The sequence below is a fragment of the Colwellia sp. 1_MG-2023 genome (assembly GCF_030546755.1).
Classification (GTDB): domain Bacteria; phylum Pseudomonadota; class Gammaproteobacteria; order Enterobacterales; family Alteromonadaceae; genus Thalassotalea_H.
Window position 1 is genome coordinate 285,644 of sequence record NZ_JAUOPE010000002.1, and the last position, 26,832, is coordinate 312,475.

Annotated in this window: 23 protein-coding genes; 7 read left to right on the top strand and 16 right to left on the bottom strand. The window is 37.3% G+C overall.

Annotated elements, in window-relative coordinates; all coding sequences use genetic code 11:
- Positions 1 to 25 precede the first annotated feature (25 nt).
- Positions 26 to 961 (bottom strand): malate dehydrogenase, encoded by a 936-nt coding sequence (gene mdh, locus Q4493_RS03430; RefSeq protein WP_303449423.1) that lies wholly within the window; start codon positions 959 to 961, stop codon positions 26 to 28.
- 192 nt (positions 962 to 1,153) lie between these two features.
- On the opposite strand from mdh, the gene argR reads away from it, so the two are divergent.
- Together argR and Q4493_RS03440 are read left to right on the top strand one after the other, a co-directional pair.
- Positions 1,154 to 1,630, top strand: a complete 477-nt coding sequence (gene argR / locus Q4493_RS03435; protein WP_303449424.1) for a transcriptional regulator ArgR — start codon at positions 1,154 to 1,156, stop codon at positions 1,628 to 1,630.
- A gap of 196 nt (positions 1,631 to 1,826) precedes the next feature.
- Positions 1,827 to 2,762, top strand: a complete 936-nt coding sequence (locus tag Q4493_RS03440; protein WP_303449426.1) for a PEP-CTERM sorting domain-containing protein — start codon at positions 1,827 to 1,829, stop codon at positions 2,760 to 2,762.
- 51 nt (positions 2,763 to 2,813) lie between these two features.
- On the opposite strand, the gene Q4493_RS03445 is transcribed toward Q4493_RS03440, so the two are convergent.
- The 5 genes from Q4493_RS03445 to Q4493_RS03465 all read right to left on the bottom strand — a co-directional run bounded on the left by Q4493_RS03445 (position 2,814) and on the right by Q4493_RS03465 (position 7,585).
- Entirely contained in the window at positions 2,814 to 3,746 is a 933-nt protein-coding gene (locus Q4493_RS03445; protein WP_303449427.1) for a Dyp-type peroxidase, read from the bottom strand.
- Positions 3,747 to 3,930: 184 nt separating this feature from the next.
- The gene (locus Q4493_RS03450) at positions 3,931 to 5,196 is read right to left on the bottom strand and encodes an ammonium transporter (protein WP_303449429.1); all 1,266 of its coding nucleotides are present in this window, start codon (positions 5,194 to 5,196) and stop codon (positions 3,931 to 3,933) included.
- 10 nt (positions 5,197 to 5,206) lie between these two features.
- Positions 5,207 to 5,545 (bottom strand): P-II family nitrogen regulator, encoded by a 339-nt coding sequence (gene glnK, locus Q4493_RS03455; RefSeq protein WP_303449430.1) that lies wholly within the window; start codon positions 5,543 to 5,545, stop codon positions 5,207 to 5,209.
- Between the two features lie 242 nt (positions 5,546 to 5,787).
- Positions 5,788 to 6,633, bottom strand: coding sequence for an HDOD domain-containing protein (locus Q4493_RS03460; RefSeq protein WP_303449431.1), 846 nt, complete (start codon positions 6,631 to 6,633; stop codon positions 5,788 to 5,790).
- 121 nt (positions 6,634 to 6,754) lie between these two features.
- A complete protein-coding gene (locus Q4493_RS03465; protein WP_303449433.1) occupies positions 6,755 to 7,585 on the bottom strand; it encodes a DUF2797 domain-containing protein in 831 nt (276 codons plus the stop codon).
- 32 nt (positions 7,586 to 7,617) lie between these two features.
- Between Q4493_RS03465 and Q4493_RS03470 the strand changes: the two genes are divergently transcribed.
- The gene (locus Q4493_RS03470; protein WP_303449434.1) at positions 7,618 to 7,947 is read left to right on the top strand and encodes a GIY-YIG nuclease family protein; all 330 of its coding nucleotides are present in this window, start codon (positions 7,618 to 7,620) and stop codon (positions 7,945 to 7,947) included.
- A 134-nt stretch (positions 7,948 to 8,081) separates the two neighbouring features.
- Positions 8,082 to 8,789, top strand: a complete 708-nt coding sequence (locus Q4493_RS03475) for a DUF3581 family protein (RefSeq protein WP_303449435.1) — start codon at positions 8,082 to 8,084, stop codon at positions 8,787 to 8,789.
- Positions 8,790 to 8,905: 116 nt separating this feature from the next.
- Here the strand turns inward: Q4493_RS03475 and Q4493_RS03480 are convergent, their stop codons facing one another.
- Both Q4493_RS03480 and Q4493_RS03485 read right to left on the bottom strand, forming a co-directional pair.
- Complete coding sequence (locus Q4493_RS03480; protein ID WP_303449436.1) at positions 8,906 to 9,145, bottom strand: PGPGW domain-containing protein; 240 nt, start codon at positions 9,143 to 9,145, stop codon at positions 8,906 to 8,908.
- A gap of 188 nt (positions 9,146 to 9,333) precedes the next feature.
- On the bottom strand, positions 9,334 to 9,837 hold the full coding sequence (locus Q4493_RS03485; RefSeq protein ID WP_303449438.1) for a hypothetical protein: 504 nt from the start codon (positions 9,835 to 9,837) through the stop codon (positions 9,334 to 9,336).
- A gap of 140 nt (positions 9,838 to 9,977) precedes the next feature.
- Between Q4493_RS03485 and Q4493_RS03490 the strand changes: the two genes are divergently transcribed.
- Together Q4493_RS03490 and Q4493_RS03495 are read left to right on the top strand one after the other, a co-directional pair.
- The gene (locus Q4493_RS03490) at positions 9,978 to 10,850 is read left to right on the top strand and encodes a DNA ligase (protein WP_303449439.1); all 873 of its coding nucleotides are present in this window, start codon (positions 9,978 to 9,980) and stop codon (positions 10,848 to 10,850) included.
- An 8-nt stretch (positions 10,851 to 10,858) separates the two neighbouring features.
- Positions 10,859 to 11,482: a LysE family translocator gene (locus Q4493_RS03495; RefSeq protein ID WP_303449441.1), complete on the top strand. Its 624-nt coding sequence runs from the start codon at positions 10,859 to 10,861 to the stop codon at positions 11,480 to 11,482.
- A 31-nt stretch (positions 11,483 to 11,513) separates the two neighbouring features.
- Here Q4493_RS03495 and Q4493_RS03500 read toward each other — a convergent pair whose 3' ends face one another.
- From Q4493_RS03500 to Q4493_RS03520, 5 genes are all read right to left on the bottom strand, one after another.
- Positions 11,514 to 12,422 carry a class I SAM-dependent methyltransferase gene (locus Q4493_RS03500; protein ID WP_303449442.1) on the bottom strand — a complete coding sequence of 303 codons (909 nt, stop codon included), beginning with the start codon at positions 12,420 to 12,422 and terminating at the stop codon, positions 11,514 to 11,516.
- A gap of 79 nt (positions 12,423 to 12,501) precedes the next feature.
- Positions 12,502 to 13,926 carry a sodium-dependent transporter gene (locus Q4493_RS03505; protein WP_303449443.1) on the bottom strand — a complete coding sequence of 475 codons (1,425 nt, stop codon included), beginning with the start codon at positions 13,924 to 13,926 and terminating at the stop codon, positions 12,502 to 12,504.
- Between the two features lie 221 nt (positions 13,927 to 14,147).
- The gene (locus tag Q4493_RS03510) at positions 14,148 to 14,993 is read right to left on the bottom strand and encodes an HDOD domain-containing protein (protein ID WP_303449445.1); all 846 of its coding nucleotides are present in this window, start codon (positions 14,991 to 14,993) and stop codon (positions 14,148 to 14,150) included.
- 117 nt (positions 14,994 to 15,110) lie between these two features.
- On the bottom strand, positions 15,111 to 16,790 hold the full coding sequence (locus Q4493_RS03515; protein WP_303449446.1) for a M28 family metallopeptidase: 1,680 nt from the start codon (positions 16,788 to 16,790) through the stop codon (positions 15,111 to 15,113).
- Between the two features lie 158 nt (positions 16,791 to 16,948).
- Positions 16,949 to 17,431, bottom strand: coding sequence for a winged helix-turn-helix transcriptional regulator (locus Q4493_RS03520; protein ID WP_303449577.1), 483 nt, complete (start codon positions 17,429 to 17,431; stop codon positions 16,949 to 16,951).
- A 139-nt stretch (positions 17,432 to 17,570) separates the two neighbouring features.
- On the opposite strand from Q4493_RS03520, the gene putA reads away from it, so the two are divergent.
- Positions 17,571 to 21,398 (top strand): bifunctional proline dehydrogenase/L-glutamate gamma-semialdehyde dehydrogenase PutA, encoded by a 3,828-nt coding sequence (gene putA / locus Q4493_RS03525; RefSeq protein WP_303449447.1) that lies wholly within the window; start codon positions 17,571 to 17,573, stop codon positions 21,396 to 21,398.
- Between the two features lie 109 nt (positions 21,399 to 21,507).
- Here putA and Q4493_RS03530 read toward each other — a convergent pair whose 3' ends face one another.
- From Q4493_RS03530 to Q4493_RS03540, 3 genes are all read right to left on the bottom strand, one after another.
- Entirely contained in the window at positions 21,508 to 22,911 is a 1,404-nt protein-coding gene (locus tag Q4493_RS03530) for a PAS domain-containing sensor histidine kinase (RefSeq protein ID WP_303449449.1), read from the bottom strand.
- Positions 22,898 to 24,271, bottom strand: a complete 1,374-nt coding sequence (locus tag Q4493_RS03535; protein WP_303449451.1) for a sigma-54 dependent transcriptional regulator — start codon at positions 24,269 to 24,271, stop codon at positions 22,898 to 22,900. Before Q4493_RS03535 ends, Q4493_RS03530 begins: the two co-directional genes overlap by 14 nt.
- A gap of 136 nt (positions 24,272 to 24,407) precedes the next feature.
- Positions 24,408 to 26,831, bottom strand: coding sequence for an FtsX-like permease family protein (locus Q4493_RS03540; protein ID WP_303449452.1), 2,424 nt, complete (start codon positions 26,829 to 26,831; stop codon positions 24,408 to 24,410).
- Position 26,832: the final 1 nt, after the last annotated feature.

Below are 26,832 nucleotides of genomic sequence, written 5' to 3' on the forward strand. Positions count from 1 at the left end.
GGCTTTGATAACAAAAAGTTCAGGATTAACCGTTGATAAAATCAACACCTTCTTGAATATCTTTGTTTAATGTTGCTAGCATATCGTTCTTCGCTTTTTCTTCAAAAGCAGATAACTCACCGTATGGTAAGATTTCAGAAATACCATTAGCGCCTAAACGTACAGGATGTGCAAAGTATGCAGCATCGCCATCAGCAACGTCTACGTATGCGTAATCCACTACTTCTTCACCTTGTAAACCTTTCACTAAAGATAAACAAAAACGAGCAGCAGCAGCGCCCATAGATAAAGTAGCAGAACCGCCACCCGCTTTAGCATTTACTACTTCTGTACCCGCATTTTGGATACGTGGCGTTAATGCAGCAACTTCTTCTTCAGAGAAAGTAACACCTTCAACTTGAGAAAGAAGCGGTAAAATTGTTGTACCTGAATGGCCACCAATTACTGGTACTTTAACTTCAGCAACATTTAAACCTTTAAGTTCAGCAACGAATGCTTCACTACGGATAACATCAAGTGTTGTTACACCGAAAACGCGGTTCTTGTCGTAAGTACCCGCTTTTTTGAATACTTCAGCAACAATTGGCACAGTGCCGTTTACTGGGTTAGTGATAACACCCACTAAAGCTTTAGGACAGTTAGCAACAATGCCTTCTGCTAACGTTTTGATAATACCAGCATTAACGGCGAATAAATCAGCACGATCCATACCTGGCTTACGTGGCATACCAGCAGGAATAATAACAATATCAGCACCACTTAACGCAGAAGCTAAGTCGTCAGCACCGAAACCTTCAACGTTAACCGCTGTTGGGATATGGCTTAAATCTACCGCAACACCAGGAACTACTGGTGCAACATCGTATAAAGCTAAATCTGAACCTGCAGGTAACTGAGTTTTTAATAATAAAGATAACGCTTGACCGATACCGCCAGCTGCGCCTAATACTGCTACTTTCATTGGGTGTCTCCGAAATTTGAGTAATTACGTAAATATTTGCCGGCAAAAGATATAGTATTATCCAGCAAAAAACAATGTTTAATCGTGTAATGACTTATAAGGATAGCGTATAATTCAGACAACGAAATAATACTTAGGTATTATCTCGATTCGATTTTTATACTTTTATTGACAAGAAATGTAACTATAACTATGGCAACTGCACAACAAAAACAAGAAGCACTCGTTCAAGCATTTAAAGAGTTATTAAAACAAGAACAATTTGGCTCGCAAGGTGAAATTGTTGACGCGCTAAAATTGCAAGGATTCGATAATATCAGTCAATCGAAAATTTCTCGCATGTTAAGTAAATTTGGTGCGGTTAGAACCCGTAACGCCCGTCAAGACATGGTGTATTGTTTACCCGCTGAATTAGGTGTGCCAACGGCGAAAAGCCCGCTCCGCCAATTAGTACTCGATATTGAGCACAATGAAATGATGATTATCATTCACACAAGTCCTGGTGCAGCACAATTAATTGCACGCTTACTCGATAGCTTGAGTAAAAGTGATGGCGTATTAGGCACGATCGCAGGTGACGATACGATTTTTATCGCCCCGACCAATGTTGGCGAAATACAACAAACCATAGAAAGATTAGAGTTACTCTTTTCTAAAAACTTATCTTGACCATTTAAGTTCGTACAATAATGCCCTTCTAATTCAGTCAAAGAAACAAGTGCCCAATAACTTCATTTTTTATATTCTTCCTTAAAAACTATGAGGCTAATCACGGAATTGAATACTCTTTAGCATAGTAGAAATTTCATTACCTCTGAGTTATTATTTTCAGGTTATCTGTAAGAAAAAGCAAAGGACTCAATAAATGCGCATTCTATATAAATTATTACTATTAATTATTTTAACTACATCAAATCTTGTACACGGAAGTAAAATCTTATTCGCTTACGATACTAACGGTTATCAAAATCAAGCAGCTCTGTTTCATAATATTTTAAGTGTTGAACATGACGTAACATTTTTTAACCTGTTTACCGATACCGCCTCAAACCTTTCAGACTACGAACAAATATTTGTGTTTGATCTTTCATCAAGAAGTGATGACTCTCCAAACCATCTATTTAACTATCAAATGATAGCCAATTGGTATCAACAACAACAATATAAAAACATTATTGCAGACGGAAGAATTTTATCTTCGCTCTTGACTACTACTAGCAATGAATATCTTGGTTTCAGAAATGATCAAGAACACACCATGCTAGTAAATTATGCAGAACAAATGGCTTTACGAGGTGGAGGATTATTTTTAGGTACAGATCATTGCGTTCCAACTACATTTTGCCTCGGTATCAATACGCTAAATAGCTTGATTGGTATAGATAGTTTTACCGGTCATTTTATGGGTCAGCCTATAGCTATAGTTGATGATGCTTCTCCATTATATGTAGAGTCTGCTACGTTTAAGTCTGCTCGATTTCAGGCGCCGGCAATAGATGACCCAAGCCACACTATTATTGCAACAAGTACAGGAAGCGCCACTCCCCTTGGATTGCAAAGTAATGGTTTATTTTTCAACTCATTTGCAGTAAACCCAACAGATTATTCTAATTATGGTACACCTCATAATACACTTATATCATATTCGTTTTCAGAGCCACTGACAGGAACTGTTGAAGTACCTGAACCAAGTACAATATGGTTATTTATATTCAGTCTTTTGATGTGGTTCATAACGCGAAGACATAGAACAACGCCGGAGCTCTTATCGAGGATGTTAAAGCAAAGAGTGACTACATAGCAACCTCTTCAATTTGTTACTTTAAAAGATAACTTTTAACTAAGATAAAAATTAAATCTCAATCGCCCCTAATTTAGACAGGAAATTTAAACTTGGAGCAAAAAAAGCGGCGCCAGTTTCAGCTTGAGTATATTTGAGCATGTGGTCAAAATGGCCATGCTCGTCCCCTTCAATCATACTTTTTAGCATCATTTCAAAAGGTTGTGGCGAACTACAATAAGATACGAAGAACAATCCTTGTAGTTTCATATCACCATAAGGCATGCTCTGACGGACAATTTCAATACTCTTTCCATCATCGTCCTTCAAACTTGTGCGCTTAATATGAGAAGTTTCAAGCTTGTTTTCGCTGGTATATTCTTCATTATCAACTTTAGTACGAGCAAACACATCTTCTTGCTCTTTCACTTTCAACCGATTCCATAAATTTAAGTTATGACGATAACGTTGAATATGTAAATAACTGCCGCTTGAAAACGCTTCATCTTCTTCCACATTCACTAGGGCTACATGGCGACGATGTCTGCCTTGAGGGTTTTCAGTGCCATCAACAAAACCAGTTAAATCTCGTCCATCAAGAAAACGAAAACCTCGTACTTGCTCAATCAGCTCAACGCTATCAGCTAGCAACGTGCACACTTTACCGGCAACAATATGATTTACATCAGCACGATCGCTTCTCACTTCGATGTATAAGTCATAATTTACCGCAGGGGCAATACGATCATCACACTTAATTTCACTAAACGATTTCAGAAATTTAGGACGAGCATCTGGGTTGAGTTCATCCCAATATGTAGCGCCAATTGCGACAACACCCGTTAAATTGCTCTCAGAAAAGCGGTCAGCATATTTATCAAACAAAGCAGGTAAACGTGATAATGCTTGGCGAATATGCGCATTTTTATCATCTAATACATTAAACATTAAATAATAGCCATGTAAGCTTGGCTCTGCACAAATACCAAATTGTTCTCTTGCCATACTGCCCTCAATAAATAAGATTTTTGTGACGCCTAATTTGGTCACAAAGCTTGATAGAGATAATAAACCTTTAATAAAGAAAAGAAAACATCGTTATTCATCACAAACTAAATTCCTCTCTTGATCAAATTTTAAAGATAAAAAAAGCAGCGATTAAGCTGCTTTTTAAAACGTTAGCGATTAATTAACCGTTTGTGAATTCTGGATAAGCTTCCATACCACAATCAGATTTATCAACACCTTCATATTCTTCTTCTTCAGTAACACGAATACCCATAGTCACTTTAAGTACATACCAAACTACAAAGCTAGTAACAAATACCCAAGTAAAGATAGTTGCCGCACCAATTAATTGACCACTAAAAGATGCTCCGTCGTTAGTTACTGGTACTAATAGTAAACCAAATAAACCAACCACACCGTGAACAGAAATAGCACCTACTGGATCATCAATCTTTAACTTATCTAAGCTAACGATTGAAAGTACAACAATGATCCCGCCAATCGCACCAAATAATGTCGCTTGTAAAGCTGTTGGTGTAGAAGGCTCTGCTGTAATAGCAACTAGACCAGCTAATGCGCCGTTTAAAGCCATAGTTAAATCAGCTTTCTTAAATAATACTTTAGCTAAAATTAATGCGGCAACAGCACCACCAGCAGCAGCTGCGTTAGTATTTAAAAATACCATGGCAACAGAATGTGAATTTCCGATATCACCTAACTTTAATACTGAACCACCGTTAAAACCAAACCAACCCATCCATAAGATGAAAGTACCTAATGTAGCTAATGGTAAGTTAGAACCTGGAATCGCATTTACACGACCATCAGCAGTATATTTACCTTTACGAGCACCTAACAATAATACACCTGCTAACGCTGCAGAAGCACCTGCCATATGAACAATACCAGAACCTGCAAAGTCAGAAAATCCTAAGTCGCCAAGTGTGAACATGCCAAATACAGCATTGCCACCCCAAGTCCAGCTACCTTCCATAGGATAAATAAACGCCGTTAACACAACAGTAAATGCTAAGAAAGCCCATAGCTTCATACGCTCAGCAACTGCACCTGAAACAATTGACATGGCTGTAGCAACAAAAACTACTTGGAAGAAAAAGTCAGAGGCTGCAGAATAAATTGCACCGCCAGTAAAACCATCTTCGCGTTCAGCAAAAGACTTTAATACGGCATCAGCGTCAACCGTTTCTATGCCTGATAAAAAGAAACCACCGCCGTACATAATTTCATAACCACATGCTAAATACATCATGCAAGAAATCGCATAAAGCGCGACGTTTTTCGTTAATATTTCTGTGGTATTTTTAGCTCTAACTAAACCAGCTTCTAACATTGAAAAGCCAGCAGCCATCCACATGACTAATGCGCCACACACTAAGAAATAAAACGTGTCCATGGCATATTGAAGATGAAAGATATTTTGTTCCATGATATTCCCCTTAAAGTGCTTCTACGTCATTTTCACCAGTACGAATACGTACGGCTTGCTCAAGGTTGTAAACAAAAATCTTTCCGTCACCGATTTTTCCGGTGTAAGCAGATTTAGTGATGGTTTCAACTAAACGTTCAACAACATCATCATTTACGGCGACTTCAAGTTTTACTTTCGGTAAAAAGTCCACTTGATACTCGGCACCACGATATAGTTCGGTATGACCTTTTTGGCGACCGAACCCTTTTACTTCACTTACTGTTAACCCTTCAACACCGATCTCAGAGATGGCCTCTCGAACATCATCTAATTTAAACGGTTTGATAATTGCGCTAATAAGTTTCATTTATTACCCCTTTTTATAATTTGGTTATGAATATTCAATTGTTATACCAATTGAAATAAAAGCTTATTTAACAGATAGATAACAAAGAAAATAAAAAGACAAAGCACTTTAAAGCACCATCGTGGTGCATAACGTTAAAAATAGTGGTGATAGTTGGTGCATCTTTAAGCGACAATAAAAAACGGCGATTACTATTAATAATCACCGTTTAAATCATGAGAATAGCACCGTAGTTTGACAGGTTAATAAATCATCGCTGCACTTGGGTTTAATACCGCTAAAATACTTAAACGCTCCATGTCGCAATAATTATTTGCTGAATCAATAACCTCTTGCTCAAGCGCTAATTCAGCTAACTTTTCATGACTTAATACATCACCTTGAACATGAGATTTACATTGACGATTCAATAACATCATTCGTTTAGCTATGTATAATAATTTGGTTTCCATCGTACTATATTCAAAATCATCATCATTTTGAAAACGTATAGGCTCAATTAAATTATAGGGTAATTGCCAAAGTTTCAGTAATTCACCGGTACAATCAGCATAAGTAAACCCCAACACTTCTTTTTGCTTTAACCAAGGCAATTCTTTGGTCGTAAATTTATTCGCTAATTCAACATTTTCCGCTTGGAATTGTTGAATAACTAACTCACCTAAATTATGTAACAAACCTAAAATAAATAACCGCTCAGCATTAGGCACGCCCAATTTAAAACCTAAATATTTAATCATTAGGGCACAATCAACACTTTGCTCCCAAAAACTTTCTAAAAACTCAGCGGGAGCAGAAATAGATTTAAACGCTTTAGTGGTGAAGTAGGCTATCACTAAATTATAAACTTCTGTGATACCTAAGACTAAAACAGCTTTTGAGATAGTGTCTATTTTTCCCGGGTAATTAAAAAAAGAGCTGTTAGCTAGTTTTAATATTGTTCCTGCCAATGCAGGATCAATTAAAATCACATCAGAAATATCGTCAATGGTTGATGCTTCATCATCAATAAGCTCTTTAATTCGAATAAAAGAATCAGATAGCACAAAAATTTCACTCGCCTTTTCAGCGTAATCCAAAGCATCCATAAGCTTTACCCTTTATAAATCCAACAAAACAATACCAAAAACAGCCAATGATAATTTTCTTCAAAATAATAGCGCAATATTTCTCTTTGTTATTATAGACCCAATTTTCAAGTTAATTGAACTAATTAACCAACGCATGAATATGGTACGAAGAAAACTTTCTAATATTAATGACCCCTGTATCAAAGAATAAGTATTGTCCTTTAATGCCGAGTAAAGTCCCATTCACTTCAGGTTTTTTATCAAAATTATGCGAAACAATTTTTGTAGGAAATTGCTCAACCGGAAAGACCAATTCAACCACATCACTTGATAATTGTTCAACGGAGTCTTCACCAAATTTTAATCGAATATCATGTAACTTTTGTGAAATTAGCGGCATTAACTCTTGAGATTTAGCAACTAAATCCATTGGTTCGGCATTACCTTTTAGCATAGTTCGCCAATTAGTTTTGTCGGCAATAAATTCAGCAAGCGCTATTTCCACTAATCCTGATTGTAAGCGAGTGTTCACTTTAAAAATAGGTAAAGCTTGTGTTGCCCCTTGATCAATCCAACGAGTAGGAATTTGAGTATGTCGAGTAATACCCACCTTTAATCCTGAAGTATTCGCTAAATAAACATAATGAGGAATAAAACAATTCGCCTCACCCCATTTAGGCTCACGACAAGTACCTTGTTCAAAATGACATGTTTCAGGTTTCATTATGCACATATCGCATTGAGCAAGCTTTTGCATACATGGATAACAATAGCCTTGTGAAAAACTCTTTTTCGTTTTTCGTCCACAATGAGAGCAACTAATATGTTCGTGATAAATAAGGCTGAGCTGTTTACCAATTAGTTCATTTAATGGCAGGAGTTGCTCGCCAATAGGTAATTGATAATGAACGTGACCTTGCTCATCTAATTGAGCGGTCATTTTTCTTAATGCGCCGACTTCTGTTTGCATTGATTTGCCATGAATAAAAATATTATTTCGACATGTTAAGGAAAAATGGCACACTACTCCATCGAAAATTAACAATCGCCGTACATTCCATCATGTCAAATTGTTCAAATTGGTACGTATACATACTGCGTTGTGCAGATAATAGTCTTTATACGGGAGTGACTACCGATATCACAAGACGACTTAAACAACATAACCATTGCAACAAAACAGGCGCTAAATATACACGTGTACGCCGACCTGTCTCTCTTGCCTATCAAGAAACAACCATAGATAGAAAATCAGCCTGTCAACGTGAATATCAATTAAAGCAATTAACAAAAAAAGAAAAAGAAAAACTCGTCTCTGCGTTCAAAAGCTAAATTTGGTACAGGTGTACACTCAACCCCTTGATTTTACTGGTCTGCTTTGTAAGGACTTCCTTATATTATTTCGATTTTTCTTGAAACAACTGTTAGAATAGGTCGGTTTTGTGTTTAGTGAGTAAGATGTATTTATGTTTTTAGAAAGTTATTGTAATAACGCCGCGGGGAAAATTAATTTCACTCGTCAACAAGCCAGTGATTTCGCCAAAAAAATTGCCGATGATTTTAATCCGTTGCACGACGTAGACGCAAAAAGGTTTTGTGTGCCAGGCGATTTACTGTTTTCTTTAACACTTGAAAAATCAGGCCTTTCTCAAGAAATGAAATTTACCTTCTCTGGCATGGTCAATGATGGTGTTGAATTAATATTCCCAGATGATATTGAATCGCATGCAGCAATAGTAGATGAGAATGAGAAAGAATATTTAACCATAGATGTCAGTGGTGAAAACACCAAAGAAGCAACAACAGTTAGCGCATTAACAAAAGCTTACGTTGAGTTTTCAGGTCACACATTTCCACATATTTTGGTGGCATTAATGGCTGAAAAACAAGTCATGATCAATCCTACTCGTCCTATGGTTATGTATGAAAGCATGAGTATTCATCTTGATACACTGACCTTTAATGAAGTAAATCTTGAATTAGCTACTTCTACACTGTCGATAGATGGCAAACGTGGCGTTGCTGATTTAATTTTCAATTTAATGTCGAACGGCAAAAAAATTGGCCATGGAAAAAAACATATGTTGTTAAGTGGTTTGCGCCCATATGAGCAATCAGTTATCGATGCAATTGTGCAAGAATACAACGACAAAAAAGCTAAATTTACTGCTTAATCAATTAGTTAAATTGCTAAGTTAGTCATAACTTCAAAGTTAAGATTTATCAACAAACAAGCGTACTATCACTCTGGCAGTACGCTTTTTTAATCAAAGAAAATTGAAAGGTTCGTTTAAGAATTTCGATATTTAAATTTCAACCACATCTTATCTAACTGTACCGCACTCTGTCTCATCAACCGTTGGCAGCGTTTTAACCACACTTTCGCCCAATCATATTGTAAACTTAATAATGCTAGCCCTACTGGCAAAAATAGAAATGCCGGCCCAGGCAGTAAAATAAAAATAAGTCCAATGGCTACTAGGATAAAACCTAATAGTGATATCAAAGTATTTTTAATTGTTCTTGCCATTTTTCCACCTTTACTTAATGTTATTTCATTAATGATAGCTATTCATTGTACAGACTTTAACAATAAGCAATATTCAATCCAAAAATAAAAACTTTAAAGTACAAATAGTTAACCAATTACAAAACTAAATAGTGTGTTAAAAACACCAAAAAATAGCTATTTATTAAGGTGTTTTTTGATTTTGACGATCACTGATATTGACGGTCAAACTCATCTTGTTGACGTTGTTCATCTTCAAGGCAGAACGCAAAGATTTTGGTGGATTTTGGCTGCTTACATTTTTGCGGTTGTTGATAATAATCAAGCCAAGCCTGTTGTTTTCTACCGCTAAATTTCGCTTTAATCGTTAATGAACCCGTAAAACTTAACGCGTTAGGTTTGCGCTTTGCTGTCGAACTTAGTTGCGAAAGTTGACTGTAACTTGTCGTAGATTTATTTGCTTTTTTTGTTTTTGCCTTAGATTTTTTGCTCTTATTTTTTTTTAATTTACCTTGCTGACATTGCCACCATTTATCCCGTGCTTTTTGTTCTCGGTCGGCAAGCGAACGCCCTTTTTTATTACTATAGCCAGCTCGTTGTTGTGATTGAATATTTCGAAGCTTATCCAAGTATGGTTGACAAGCTTTTTTAGTTGCCCAAACAGAGCATGAAGTGAGGTAAAGTAAAATGCTAATCACATAAATAAAACGCATGTTTATTCCTAAGTAACAATCCTTGTTAGTTTGTCAGTGTAGTACATTTTTTACTCTATACAGTAAAAGTTAAATTTAAGGTGAAAGTTAAATTAATCACTATACTATTGTCATTCATTGCTAGAACAAGGATGTTCATCATGTCAGTAATAACGAAGCTATTAGTTACTTTACTAAGTTTGTTTGCATTGAGTGGTTATGGGCAAAAATCATCAACCCAGCCCTCAGCAACCGCTAATTTTCAACCGCCTATTCAACACGGCGTAGTCATGCAAGAAAATATTCGGATAGAAGATTACTGGGTTAGTGAAAAGTTAGATGGCATTAGAGGCTATTGGGATGGCACCAAACTTTTTAGTCGTGCAGGAAATCAAATAAATGCGCCAAGTTGGTTTACCAAAGACTGGCCAAATACAGCCATAGATGGTGAAATATGGCGTGATAGAAACACGTTTGAAAGTACAGCATCGTGTGTCTCTCAGCAAAAAGATGACAATAACTGCTGGCTAACATTACGTTTTATGATCTTTGACTTGCCGAGCCATACAGGCACATTTTCTCAACGAATTCTCGCGATGAAAACACTTATTCATCAAAGCCCATCTTCATTTCTCAAGATGGTCCAACAAATTAAAATGTACAGCAAAGCAGAGCTTTACCAACGTTTAGATGACGTAGTTAAAGCCCATGGCGAAGGATTAATGTTGCATCACCAAGATGCTTTATACAGGAAAGGGCGCAGCAAACAGTTAATGAAATTAAAAAAGTATCAAGACGCTGAAGCACGAGTAATTCAACATATTGCTGGCAAAGGAAAATATCAGCAGATGCTGGGTTCATTATTGGTAGAAACTCCATCAGGTTTACAGTTTAAAATAGGTACTGGCTTTTCTGATCTTCAACGCAAAAACCCTCCACCTATTGGCGCTACAATAACTTATCAATATATTGGCAAAACAAAGCGAGGTGTGCCAAGATTCGCAAGTTTTAAGCGAATTAGACAAAAGAATTAGGAAGATTAATGGAATTTCATTTATGGCTATCGTTAGCCTTTATCTGTGTAATGGGCGCTTTATCTCCCGGGCCCAGTTTAGCTGTTGTTGTGAAAAACACGCTTTTTGGCGGCGCCAAGCAAGGTTATGCGACTGCCATTAGTCATGGTGCAGGGGTTGCGTTATATGCGGCCTTAACCGCTTTAGGTATTGGCGTGGTTATAGTGCAATCCCCAATGTTATTTTCGATTATTCAATATGCTGGGGCAGCGTTTTTAGTTTATTTAGGTATTAAAGCCTTGATGAGTAAAAAGCAAAATTTTGACCTGCAAGAAGACGCGTTAGCACCAGAAGATAATCAACAAGTGATTAACGGTTGGAAAGACGGCTTTTTAATTGCTTTCTTAAATCCCAAATTAGCGATATTTTTCTTGGCATTATTTAGCCAATTCGTTGATAGCGATGCAAGTTATCAGCAAAAAGTGATTATGGTTTCAACCGTGGGTATCATCGATACCTTATGGTATTTAATTGTCGCCTTTATGTTTTCTCGTGGACCAATTTTAGAAAAGCTTAAACGTAATAGTTATATTATCGATAAAATTACCGGTAGTTTTTTAATTTTATTAGCGGCGAGAATTGTCGTGAATTAAACCTTATGCACTGCCACACTCATTTAAGGTATTACGGTAAATACTTAAATCGTAATACCTTCAAACCCTTGCCACATTCTGCTTCAACAAACACCTCAGGGTTGATAATTTTCTCTTGAAAAATACTATCAGGACATTCCCGCGCAACTTCGCCTAATAAAAAGGATTCATCTAAATCGGGCGAATTTAAACACAACAAAATATCGGCTTGTGGTTTAACTAATAACGGAATACGGCGAATTATTTTTTTATAATCTCGCTCAATATCGACACTACCTTTTTGAAAGGAAGGTGGATCGCAAACTAAAATATCATAAGGGCCATGTTTTTTGAGTCGACCATAAGACTTAAAAATATCCACCCCTTCAAATTTTACTCGGCCAAGATCTTGTTTATTTAACTTATGATTTTCTCGCCCTTTCGCAAGCGCAGCTTTAGCCATATCAATATTGATCACTTGCTTAGCCCCACCGGCTATACCTACTACAGAAAAAGCACAAGTATAAGCAAATAAATTTAAAATATTTTTATCTTGGCTATTATCTAAGAGCCATTTCCTGCCATTTGCCATGTCTAAAAACAAACCAATATTTTGAGATTTCCCTAATTGGATATGATAATTAAGACCATGCTCTTCAACCGTAGTTGAAGTAATAGTTTCGCCCCATAACACCTCAATCGGCGCATATTTTTGATAACGATGCTGCGCCTGAATCGATAAACACTTCTCTTGAAAAGCCGTTAACGATGATAACGCTAACACTTGTTCAGCAAGCCATTGTTTATCTACAGCTTGATACAAAGTGATCAGAATAATAGGTGAAAGCCAATCAACATTAACGTGCTCATATGTTTGATAAGCATGCCCTCTACCATGAAAAATTCGTTGGCATTGGTTTAAGTCATTTTTTTCAAGATTTTGTTTAATATATGAAATCATAAGGCAGGGATTTAAAATAGAAAGGCCGAATAATTATATCAAATTATTCGGCCTACTTTAAAGCTTGTTCAATGACTAATTAAAAACCAAATAGGTTTATCGCAAAGAACTTCGTCGCAACTGTATTGATGAAGATAAAGAACACAATTACAGGAATAAAAGTACCTAATGAAAAGTTTACATACTTTTCTACCCAAGAGCCTGCGTAACTGTCACTACCTTCTGATAATTCAGCAGTAAGCTGCTTTTTCTTCCAACGATAACTAACAAAAACACACAATAAAAAGCCATTTAACGGTAAAATAGTGTCATAAAAAATATCATACACCACATCAAAGAAAGAACGCGTACCGCCGGCATAGCTTGTAAATTCAGTGAAAAATGCCACCATTCCAAATGATACCGTTGCAAAAACAGCTAACGTACCTGCTGTCATTAATAAAATAGTTAAAGCCTTCTTACGACTATGACATTTTTCAGTGACTAAATAAGATACCGGCACTTCTAAAATCGAAACAAGTGAAGTGATAGCAGCAAAAAAAACTAAAATAAAGAAAAACGCCGCCACTAAACTTGCCCCGATATAACCAATTGAAACTTGCAACGCTAAAAAGATTTTAGGTAAAAACGTAAAAATTAATGAGACAGAACTATCACTTAATTCAGCTGTATTGACATTGGGGTTAAACGAGAATACCGCGGGTAAAATCATTAAGCCTGCAGTAAAGGCGACCGCAGTATCAGTTATTGCGACTAATTTAGCGGAATTTGCAATATCCGTTTTACTATTAATATATGAACCATAAGTAATTAGAATACCCATTCCAAGTGATAACGAGAAAAACGCTTGAGAAAGTGCGCCATTGATCACTGAAGGCGTTATTTTAGAAAAATCAGGAATAACAAAAAACTTCACACCAGCTATCGCGTTATCTAAGGTTAAAACAAAAATAACCATTAAGATCAGCATAATAAACAACGCAGGCATTAACACTTTTGCCGCTTTTTCAATGCCGTCTTTCACGCCAGCGACTAAAATAAAATTAATAATGCCAGCGACAATCGCCATAGCTACAAAAAGATAAGGGCTGTTGATAAAAGTTCCAAACCCTTCACTACTGGCAAGAAAATCAAGATTCCCTGACAAAGTAAGGGCAATGTAGCCAAATAGCCACACAGTGAGCACCATATAAAATACCGCGATCATAAACGGCGTTAACACCCCTAAAAAGCCTGCTGCTCCCCATGCTTTACTACCGTTACTTAAGGATTTATAAGCACCAACCGGTTCTTTTTGTGTTTTACGACCTACCGCCATTTCAGCAATCATGACCGGTAAACAAATGAAAAACACAAATAATGCATACATCAATAAAAATGCACCACCACCGTTTTTGGCTGCGTTTACAGGAAATCCAACTAAATTACCAATACCAACAGCGGAGCCTGCAGCCGCCAAAATAAAACCAATGCGTGAGCTAAAATGTTCTCTAGATGCGGTCATGATGTCCTTCTTATAATAATTCTTGCTTGTTATAATTTTTATCAGCTATCTCGATATGATGGACAGCCTTTATTTTTGATATTCGATGCTAGCAAGGTTTCGTTTGAATGTCTCGCCTAGCATTGCCGTTAACGTAAACGTTGTGTACAGATAAGTTAACCCTTTATCCATACCTTATTAAAAAAGATATTAAAACCAATGAATTAATACCTTTTAACTGTTTATCGGGTAAATAATTTGGCGTCCATAATTTGTAAAATATTTGCAGCTTCTTGGCTGGCAAAATCTGCAGCAGCATTCAAATCATCGGTAGATATCGCTAAACTTTTACACAATGACTCGTCAATCGTGTCATCATAATTAAAGGTTTCAGGGTGAGAATCTACTAACGCTAAGCGTGATGCTAAATATAACACTTTGACATCTTTATTAATTTGAATGGTATGCGCTTCATTGTAATGACGAATCGGCAAAATAATTTTTTCCGGAATTTGCCAAATTTTTAATAACTCAGCAGAAACATCGGTATAACTAAAACCCAGAAGCTCGTGTTGTAACTGCCAAGGTAATTTCTCTGGCGAATAACCTTCACATTCTTTAGCAATTTCAGGGCTAATTTTAGCGACAATTAATTCACCAAAATTTTGTAATAATCCAGCAACGAAAAGTCGTTCAATATCACGGATCCCCGACTTTATCGCCAAGTTTTTTGTCGCTAAACCGCAAAAAACACTCATTCGCCAAAATCGCTTTAAATCGATAGCTTGATTAGAGAAATGTTTAAATGCTGACGCCGCAACATCAACTAACATCATATTATAAATCGCTTGTGTACCGATAATAGTGATAGCACGTGAAATAGTACTAATTTCTCCAGGAAAACTATAAATTGCACTATTAGCAATTTGCAGTAATCGAGAGGTCATGGAAGGGTCTACACTGATCACATTAGCAAAATCTTCAATGGTAGAGTTTTCATCTTCCATCAACGACTTTACTTTAAAACAAGCGTCGGGTAATGCGAAAGAACCATTAGCCTGAATCGCGTATTCATGAGCATTCATCATTAATAATGTCCAATAATTTAAGTCGTTTGAGTGTAACTGGTTGTACTGTTGAAGAAAACAAAAAAGCGCGACATTTTCATGTTGCGCTTTGAATAAATTTACCCAATAACCTGAAAATTATTGCGCAAAAGTTTTCCCAAAAAAGTCACCTTCATTCCAAACGGGACGATTTTCACCATTAGCAATTTCAACACCAATCATCATGTTAACTTCAGCAAAACTTGCTGCTGCATCCCAACGAATTGGTAAATCAATTTGATCACTATGCTGGTGATAATGATTCTTTAAGAAGTCGCCAAACATTTTTCCACCATCAATTTCAGGATCTTTTGATTTAAAGCCTGTCATTAAAAATACTGATGGAATGCCCGCTTTTACAAAGCTGTAATGATCGCTACGAGTGAATAAAGCTTGCTCTGGCATAGGATCAGGACTCAAGCTAATATCAATTTTTTTCGCCGCAGATTCAACAATGCTACCTAAAGTAGAGTGTGTTGAACCAAACGCAATAACATCAGCAAAAGGGTATAGAATAAGCGGCATATCTAAATTCACATTTGCTACCATTTGCATCACAGGAACCGTTGGGTTATTAGCAAAATAGCTTGAACCTAGTAAGCCTTTTTCTTCACCCGTTACCACAACAAATAACACTGAACGTTTTGGTTTTTCAGGCATAGAAGCAAGTAAACGAGCAGTTTCTAATAAAATTGACACACCAGAAGCGTTATCTAAAGCACCGTTGTTAATCGTATCTGCTTCTTCGCCATCTTCATGATCATCACCATGTTTACTTACACCGATATGATCTAAATGCGCACTAAAAACCACGTATTCATTTTTTAATGTCGGATCACTGCCTTCAAGAGTAGCAACAACGTTAGGGCTAGTAATTTCTTCATGACGAGACTTACTTGCTAACGTTACTTTGGCTGCTAAGTCAAAACCTTTAATACTTTCATTGGCTGTATCACTAGCAAAAACATCCGCTAAACTTTTTTCAGCACCGGCAAATAAAGCTGCCGCACTTTCGTGGTGAATATAAGCTCCACCTTTTATTTCTTCATATTTACCAAAGGGTTTGCCGTCTTTACCTACCCAACTTAAACGTGGAGTACCTGCATATTTAGCTGACTTTTCAAAACTACGTACTTTTTCACGTTTTGGTGTATGAACCGTAATAAAGCCTACCGCACCACGTTCAGCCGCATGACGAATTTTTTCACGACCAGAGCCTAAATGCGCACCTTCTTCAGAAGGTAAATCATCCGGGCGACCCGTTAACACGACAACAATTTTTCCTTCAACATCTAAATTATGATAATCATCGTAGCCAAATTCAGGAGCGATAACCCCGTAACCGGCAAAAACCGTTTCAGCTTGTATCATTGATTCATGTTCAAGCGATGAACCAGACATAATAAAGTCATCTTTAAAAGTTAAATCAACAGTACCAGACGCATTTTCAATGCTCATTTTTGCACTGCCTTCTTCTAAAAATGCTTTACGGAAGGTAACTTCTTGCTCATAGGTACCATGGTCGCCTTGCGGCAATAAACCTAATTGTTTGAAATTTGATTTAACATAATTCGCAGCAATTTGATGACCTTCACTACCGGTATCACGACCCTTTAACATGTCATCCGCTAAAAATTCAACATGCGCTTTAATACGTTCAGCATTAACCTTTTCTGGCTGAAAACTTACTGTTGATTTAGTTGTTGTTGCTTGCTGTCCGCAACCTGTTAATACAGCAAGTGACAATAAGCTTGCCGATGTCAATAATTTAAATTTCATGTAAATCTCTTTAGATATGATTAAAAATGATTTCATAGCTCACTATAACTAATAACTATGAAGTGCTTTTACTATATAATTAGCGTTAAAAGATTACTAGTACCACTCATCGTAGATATGTAACCACTAATCGATTCAACCAACTGACTACAAAATATTCAAATAATAATAGGGACACCAGCATCTTGTTTGACGTTTTCGGTGACAATATAAGTATGGGTATGTGAAACAGCGGGTAAATTGACAATTTCAGAAAGTATTTCGCGATAATCTTCAATGTTGTTAAAAAGCACTTTAATTAAATAATCAAAACCGCCCGCCACTAAATGACACTCAGCTACTTCTTCAATTTTCACCACTTCTTTTCGAAAGTCGTTAAAAACATCACCTGTGGTTCGGTCTAGTGTTACTTGCACAAAAGCTTTCATGCCAAAACCTAGTTTATTGGCATTCAAGAATGCACCATAACGATTTATATAACCTTCCTTTTCTAATCGCTTCATTCGCTCTAAACAAGGGCTTGCACTTAAATTCACTTTTTTTGCTAAATCAGTGTTCGAAATTCGCCCATCTTTTTGCAAAGTGTCTAAAATAGTTAAATCAATGCGATCTAAGGTACGTGTTTTAGCAGAACTCATAATTAAGCATAATCTATGGTTATTTTCGGAAAATTCAGTAAATTATCTTGTTATTTACGGAAAAACGCAAACACATTCTGCGGCATTAACTATAAAATTCGCACCAAAATTTGTCACCATTAAACTTTAATAAGGTACATTTATGCTATTCACTGGTTCATTAAATACTCAAAACAGCATACGTCAAAAAATTCGTGAATTTTATCGCATTGATGAAAATGATGCCGTAGATCACATTTTACCATTAGCAGAAGTGAACGTTAGTGCCAGAAGTCGAGCATGGGAACGCGCGCGTAAAATGGTGTTAAAAATTCGCCAAGACCAAGCGGGCAATGGTGCTATTGACGCTTTATTACAAGAGTACTCTCTTTCAAGTGAAGAAGGTGTGGTATTAATGTGTTTAGCAGAGGCCTTATTACGTGTTCCTGATAAGCATACACAAGATGAATTAATTCGTGACAAAATCTCGCAGGGTCAATGGAGTAGCCATTTAGGTAGCAGTGATTCTTTGTTTGTAAATGCTTCTTCTTGGGGATTATTAATCACTGGCTCTATGGTGAATTACGCCGATAAACGCAACCAAGACAGCTTTAGTTTATTGAAAAAAACCATCGGCCGTTTGGGTGAACCTGTAATTCGTAAATCAATGAACTATGCCATGAAAATTATGGGCAAACAGTTTGTTATGGGCGAAACCATCAAAGCCGCAACAGAGCGTGCCGCAACCAAAGAACAGCAAGGTTATGTTTATTCTTACGATATGCTTGGTGAAGGTGCTCGCACAATGCGTGACGCTGAACGTTATTTAAAAGCTTATCAAGACGCGATTGTCACAATCGGTGCTGCCGCTGTGGCATCAGGTAAAAATGATCCACGTAAAGTACCGGGCATTTCAGTAAAATTATCCGCTATTCATCCTAGATACGAATTTACCCATAAAGAGCGCGTCATGGCTGAAATAGTGCCAAAATTAAAAGCGCTTTGTTTACAAGCTAAGCAATACAATATTGGCTTAACCGTTGATGCAGAAGAATCTGAACGATTAGAAATATCGCTCGATATTATTGAAGCGGTTTTTTGTGATAACGACTTAGCCGACTGGAATGGTTTTGGTCTTGCTCTACAAGCTTATCAAAAACGTGCCATTTTCGTGGTTGATTGGTTACGAGAACTAACTGAAAAAGCCGGCCGTAAAATGATGGTTCGCTTAGTAAAAGGTGCTTATTGGGATAGCGAAATTAAAAATGCCCAAAAAGATGGTTTGCAGCATTTTCCTGTGTTCACTCGTAAATCATCTACCGATGTTTCATATCATGCTTGTGCGAACAAATTGTTAGCCTACAGAGATACCATTTATCCGCAATTTGCTACACATAATGCCTATACAGCAGCAACCATTGTAGAATTGGCGGGTGATGATAAAGAAGGTTTTGAATTCCAATGTTTACATGGCATGGGCGATTCTTTGTATGATCAAATAGTCAGTAATGAACACATCCAATGTCGTATTTATGCGCCTGTTGGTCAACATGAAGATTTACTCGCTTACCTTGTACGTCGTTTATTAGAAAACGGTGCAAACTCTTCATTTGTTAATGCAATTGTTGATGAATCTCAACCAGTTGAATCTTTATTAGAAGATCCAGTAGAAAAAACTCAACGCTTAAAAGATAAATACAATAATCAGATTATTAAACCTATCGCATTATATTATGACAAAAAAGGCCAAGGGCGTGATAACGCAAAAGGTTTAGATTTAACCGATATAAACAGCATTACGCCTTTAAAAGAATCATTAGATCAGTGGCTAAAAGACAACTTAATTAGCAGCAACGATGTGCCAAAAGACGCGATTGCAGTAAAGAATCCGGCAGATCACAGCGAAGTCATTGGTTTTCATCATATCCATAGCAAGGATGATATGCTAGCGATGATCGATACTGCACAAGCAACCTTCGAATCATGGTCTAACACACCGGTTTCAGAACGTGCCGATTTATTATGCCGCGTAGCTGATATTCTTGAACGTCACACAGACGAATTAATTGCTTTATGTATTAAAGAAGCCGGTAAAGTTGCTCAAGATGGTATTGATGAAGTTCGAGAAGCCGTTGATTTTTGTCGCTATTATGCTCAAAGAGCCATTGAACTTGAAGCAGATGAACGTTTAGAAGCTCGTGGTGTTGTGTTATGTATTAGCCCGTGGAACTTCCCTCTAGCAATCTTTTTAGGTCAAGTTGCTGCCGCCATTTCTACCGGTAATACCGTGTTGGCTAAACCTGCAGAGCAAACAAGTTTAATTGCCCTTCGCACCATTGAATTAATGAAATCAGTGGGCTTACCAGAAGGCGTGGTACAAGCAGTTATTGCCAGAGGAAGCCAAGTAGGCAGCGTGATAATTCCAGATGAACGCATTCAAACCGTTATGTTTACCGGCTCAACCGCAACAGGTACTTTAATTTCACAGACCTTAGCAGAACGTGGTGGCGATCAAGTACCCTTGATCGCAGAAACCGGTGGCCAAAACTGTATGATTGTTGATTCTACCGCGCTACCTGAGCAAGTAGTTGATGATGTTATTTCATCCGGTTTTCAATCGGCAGGTCAACGCTGTTCAGCATTACGTGTTTTATTTTTGCAAGAAGATATCGCCGATAATGTTATTACTATGCTCAAAGGCGCATTAGCAGAATTACATGTTGGTGATCCGGCACAGTTAAGCACAGATATCGGCCCGGTAATTGATCAAAAAGCGCTTGATGCACTTAATGCTCACAGCGATTACATGCAGTCAAAAGGGCAGCTTTTATATCAATGTGAAGTATCAACGGCATCAAAAGATAACGAGCACTTCTTTTTTGCGCCTCGCCTTTACGAAATCAGTGATATCGATGTTTTACAACAAGAAGTATTTGGTCCTTGTGTACATATAGTTCGCTTTAAAGGCAATGAAATAGAAGCCGTTATTGATAAAGTAAATGGTACAGGTTTTGGTTTAACTATGGGGATCCATACTCGCATAGAAAAACGAGCGTTTAATTTAGCCAAACTGTCACGTGCCGGTAATATCTATATTAACCGCAACATGATTGGCGCAATTGTTGGCGTTCAACCTTTTGGTGGCCGAGGACTTTCAGGTACAGGACCAAAAGCGGGTGGGCCAAATTATTTAACTCGTTTAGTAAAAGAAAAAGCAACACCAAGCCCAGAACAATTTAACTTGTTACCTGCGCAAGTAGATGCGTTAGATGGCGGTGAAGAGTCGGTTAAAGAAGCGAATATCATTATGGATAAAGCCAATTCTGCTGAAAAGAATTGGCGTTTAACGGATTTAAATACCCGCATTTCATGTGTACGTCAGTTGCTAGCTAAAATTGCTCATGTCGGTATTGTAGATGATTTAGCAGACGATTTAGACAGAACATTAATGTCGGCTCGTTCGCAGTTAATCAATATTGAAAAACGTTTGAAAAAACCAACGTTATTGCCTGGGCCAACAGGTGAGTCAAATATCTTATATTTGGAAAACCGCGGTAACTTAATTTGTTTTGCCGATAAAAATGTAACTTTCCATTTTTGGGTATTATCAATTGTTACTGCATTAGCTACAGGAAACACTGTTATTACGGTAGTTTCAGACTTATTTTACGACGAAGCATTGGCCTTTAGAGACAAGTTTATTGCGACAGGTGAAGATAAAAATGTATTCCAAGTAGCTCGCTTACGTCATTTATCAACCATGTTAGAGCATCCAGCTTTATCAGGTATTGTGGTCGATAGTTTATGTGATCGTAAACATTTCTTCAGTGAAAAGTTAGCAGAGCGCCCAGGAGCAATATTGCCGGTAATTAGTTCTGAATATTTAGATAATTTAATTCAGCGTTTAACGACAGAAAAAACCATCAGTATTGATACCACGGCGTCAGGGGGTAACACCTCATTAATGACCTTGATTGAAGAAGACGAATAGTCGACGTCGACTGACCAAACAAAGGCTCTATAAATTGTAGAGCCTTTTTTTCCTCAATTTTAAATGGATAATCACAGCCGCTTCAAAAGTTAATATTGAATAAAAACAGTTAAGAAAAGTTAACGCTATCATTCAATGGCAAAGATAAAGTTACGGCAACGCCTTGATTTTCTATGCCTTGATTATCTAAGCCTTGGTTATCAACTTCAACATTTTTCAACTTAATTAAGCCGTTATGATTAAACATTATTTGCCGACATAACGTCAGGCCAATACCACTGCCTTGGTTTTTAGTGGTGTAAAATGGTACAAAAACGTTATCTAAGTTGGCAATTCCCGCGCCTTGATCTTCAATAGTAATATGTTGCCACGCACCTTCTTGACGAGCGCTGACGTGAATGATTTTTTCGCTTTGCTGCGCCATGGCTTCCACGGCATTTTTAAAAATATTAATCATGACCTGCTCAAATTGATTCTTATCAGCGCTAATCTTTAATGTTGCATCAATATCCGTAATCACGCGACACATAGGGAATAACGCAGCAAGATTGTCGAGCATAGTTTTAAACGCAAGGGTTGAAATGTTTGGTTTTGGTAAATGTGCTAATTGGCTGTAACTTGCAATAAACTCGCTTAAAGACCCCGCCCTTTCATTAATAATACCTATGCCATCAAGTAACGATGTTTGTTGTTTTTCATCCGCTAATTTTTGCAGTTTTGACTGCATAGTTTGACTAATTGCCACAATAGGCGTTAATGAATTATTCAGTTCATGACTTAAAACACGTAATAAGCTTTGCCAGGCTTTTCGCTCTTTTTCCATTAACAAGCGTTCGGCATTAGTAAGCATATAAAGTTGATGCTTTTTACCTTCACTTAAAAAAGCTTCTTTTAATAAAAAATGCTCGCCCGTTAGTTGAGTATGACTAAAATCAACAATGCCAGAAGTCGCATTTTCGATTTCCTCGCCAATTAACGTGGATGACAGCAGTGTGTTTTCAATATTATTTACCTTACCCAGCACTAATTTTTTCGCGGAGGCATTGGCCATCACGACCAAACCAGTTTCATCAGTAGCAAGCACAATGGCATCCATTTGCTCCATAATGCGCTCTAGCAATAATCGCGACTCTTTTGCTTCAATTTTGTGTTTCGATAAAGTATCGGCCAACTCATTAATTAAATTGAGTAATTCTTGAAAAGCTTGGTTGGTTTGTAAGCGTCCTCTTAGGGTGTAATCGCCATCAATCATAGATTCAATTAAATTCGACAAGGTACGAATTTGATAATCAGAATTGAGCTGACTTGCCACCACAACATAACTGCACAACAGAGTAAGTATGATGATAATAAACGCAATGAGATATAAAGAAATATCAGCTAAGCACAACGCGACTATCGTGATAGTAAAGCAAGGGACACAAACCAATAGCACTAACTTGAGCTGATTATCGCCTTGATAATATTTAGCATTTCCCAATACCCACTGACGAGCCGATTCAAACAAGTTCATATTTACTCAAACGACGATAATAGCCACTTCGACTTAACCCTAACGACTTTGCCGTTTCCGTGGCATTACCTTGGAAAAAAGCTAACCGTTTAATAAGCACTTTACGCTCGATAGCTTCAAGACTCAAACTAGGATCATCTAAAGATTCACCATTATCTTCAGACACTTTTAACATTAAATCATCTGCATCAATACACGCTTTTTTGCAGGTAAATAACACGCGTTCCATCAAATGACTTAACTCACGAATATTGCCCGGCCACTGATATTGTTGCAGCGCTAAAACAGCTTCATCGGTTAATTGGGGCAAAGTACGATGATATTTAGTACTAAACTGTAAGAGAAAATGTTCAGCTAATGCAGGGATATCTTCAATACGTTCATTAAGTGATGGTACACGTAATTCAATGGTATTGAGACGATAATATAAATCTTCTCTAAACTGGCTGTTTTTGATATCGGCTAATAAATCACTATTGGTTGCTGAAATAATTCTGACATTCGCTTGTAATGATTTACTACTGCCAACGGCTTCAAATTTTTGCTCTTCTAAAACTCGTAATAATTTCGCTTGTTGCGCAAAAGGAATATTGGCTAATTCATCTAAAAACAACGTGCCTTGCTCTGCCATTTCAAATCGACCGACGCGACTTTCTTTGGCATCAGTAAATGCGCCCTTAACATGACCAAACATTTCACTTTCAAATAACGATTCAGGAATAGCTCCCATATTCACCGGTACAAAGGAATGCTTGGCACGATTTGATACTTGATGCACATAAGAAGCTAGCATGCTTTTTCCGGTGCCGTTATCCCCCGTCAGTAAAATACTCATTTCACTTTGTGCTAAATCATCAAGCGTTGATAACAGTTTTTGCATAACTGGCGATTGAGCAATGATACCTTGTCGATTACTCGGATGCGACTGCGAGGTAAGTAATTGATTTTGCTGACTAAGTCGTTGAGCTTTTTTATCTGACTGCACAATTGCTAATTGATTAGCAATTGCACTGAGCATACGCTCATTTTTCCAAGGTTTTTGAATAAAATCTTTGGCCCCTGCTTGCATGGCCTCCACAGCAATATCTATGGTTGCCCAACCTGTCATCACAATAATGGGAATATTTAATTCAAGCGAAGTGATAGCAGATACCAACGAAATTCCTTCTGCCCCAGAAGTAGTGTCATGTTGAAAATTCATATCCAGTAACACTAAATCAACCGCTTGATTTTTAACACTTGCTAAAGCCGCTTCAGGTGTTGTTACGGCTAAAATATCAAAGCCTTCATCGGCAAGAACAAATTTTAAGCTGGCAATGATGTTGATATCATCATCTGCTATAAGAATTTTTTTCGTCACTATGGTACACATTTCCGAAGTTATGTATTCACTTTAAGTAATATTCACTCAAGGAACAAGTTTTGAATCAAGATGAAAAAGCAGATAAAGTTGCTGATTTATCTGCTTAGATCATTAATACGATATGCGAGCTAAGTTACTCATACCTGAGCGCTAAACTCGGTTCCATTTTCACGGCTCGTCTGGTCGGCAAATAAGTGGCAAACATCACCACTAATGACAAACCGACAGCCACGACAATTGCTTGCATAAAATAGATGGCTATTGGAAAGATTCCTTCAGTAAATTTATGAAAGCCAAAGGCAAGTAAATAAAACAGCACCATCGCAAGACCAAGACCAATCAATAATTGTTTAGCGCCCTGCTTTAAAAACATGTTTATAATGCTTTTGTCGGTTGCGCCAACTGCTCTTCTAATACCCACTTCGTGCGTTCGCTGTGCTACCGAGTTAGCCGTTAAACCATAAATGCCGACCATAGCAAGCAGTAAAGCAAAAAATCCGGTACCAAAGGTAATATTAGACATTAATCGCATTGAATCTCGCATCATGTTTCGATTCTTATCTGACGGTTGAACTTCATAGGCTAATTCTATATTTCTATCCGTTTGAAACATGGCTTGGTAAAAAATTTCTGCTCGGTTTTTTGCATTAGGCTGAACACGATAATGTAAAATCTGAAAAGAGTCAGCGAACTGTAGGCCTGACAAGTATATTTCATCAGCGCTATCACGTTTGCCAAACAATTTACTGGCATTCATGCGATTGCTAACCACCCCGACAATCACTACTTTCTCATCTTTATCATCGACGTTAATCACAAAACTTTTTTCTAATGGCGATTCACCTGACCAATATCGATTCGCCATGGATTGACTAATAATGGCAACTTTTTGCTGGCCTAATTTATCCATATGGGTAAATTGCCGTCCCGCTTTTAGCTCAATACCCACCGTAGCACTATCACCTATCACGCTAATAGTATCAATTTTTGGCTTATCTTCTTCCGCTTGGTATTCATGCCCATCCAAGCTTATTGCTGAAGGCCCCATCCAATTATGGGTGATAACATCAACTACTTGAGGGTTAGATTTAAGTCGTTCGATTAACTCGTTCAATAACGCTAATTGTTGTAGCTGATCGGTATATTTTGATTCTGGTATAGTAAAGCGTGCCGTCATTACATTCTGATAATTATCTCCCATATCCATATTAATAAATTTATGCGCAATAAAGGCCGATATCGAGCCAATAAGCATTAATACTGCGACTAAAAATACTTGTGTGGTAACTAATATTCGAGACAAACGTCCTGACTTTTTACTTTGTGCGCCTCTAGTGCCATCTCTTAATACCAAATTAATATCTTGATTTGCAGAACGCCAAGCGGGTAAAAAAGTAGATAATAAAATAGTGACTAAAGTAAATAAAATAGCCATCGACAAGGTTGCGCCGTCCATACCATAATGCCACCAAAACGCTCCACCATTAGGTAGCCAAGAACTCAGCACAATTTCAGTATAATCAAGCACGGCGGCAACCAATAACACGGAAAGCAAAGCACCAAGACAAGTAATAATAGTTCCTTCCCACATTAACTGACTCACTAATCGCTTAGTTTTTGCCCCTAATGCTGCTCTGATGGCGGTTTCTTTTTGACGCTCAATGGTTCGAGCAAACAACAAATTACCAACATTAATACAAGCAAGTAACAAAATTAACCAAGAGATAAGCATTAAAAAAGCAAATACAATATTGCCATCATTGCCTGTTTGAGCCATTTGAAATGTCAATAATTGCACGGTTTTATTAAGCTCTGGCAAGTCATATAATTTGACGTTTCGTTGATAAATTTGATTTATCGCTTGACCCAGCTCTTGCTCTGCTTGCGCAATTTCTACGCTTTGCTTTAACCGCGCATAAGCATAATAACTCGCACTTTTTTCAGGATCATCATTAAAGTAACTATTCGTTAAAGGCAGCCAAATTTGTGATGAATGCGGAAAGCGGTAAGCCTTTGGCATCACACCAATAATTTCCGTAATTTGGCCATTAAGCACCATAGTTTTTTCTAGAATGTCATTACTACCTTGATGGTCCGCTTGCCATAATTCATAACTAATTAATGCGACAGGTGTTGCGCCTTCTTCTAGATCCTTGCTTTGAATAACTCGACCTTGAATCGGTAGTATACGGCTAAACTCGAAAAAGCCTGGACGGATATAACTCCCCGAATAATTCTTTCCTGACTGCCCCACGGAAACCCTGATATCGGCATTTTCATAAATACCAAATTCTTCAAAACTCGATAACGTGTCTTTTACGTTTTCAAATTCATAACCGGTGATATGTCGGAATTTTTCATTATGATAAACCGTAACAGATTTTGCTGTCTCTCCTTCAGGAATAGGTAAAGGCTTATATATAGTGGAATAGAGGAAAGAAAAGGTAAATAAACTAATGGATAAACCACCAATTAACACACCTATGGTCATCGCAGTAAATTTTGGCGATTGAAACAGTAATCGCACGGCGTATTTAATATCTATAAACATTGACATT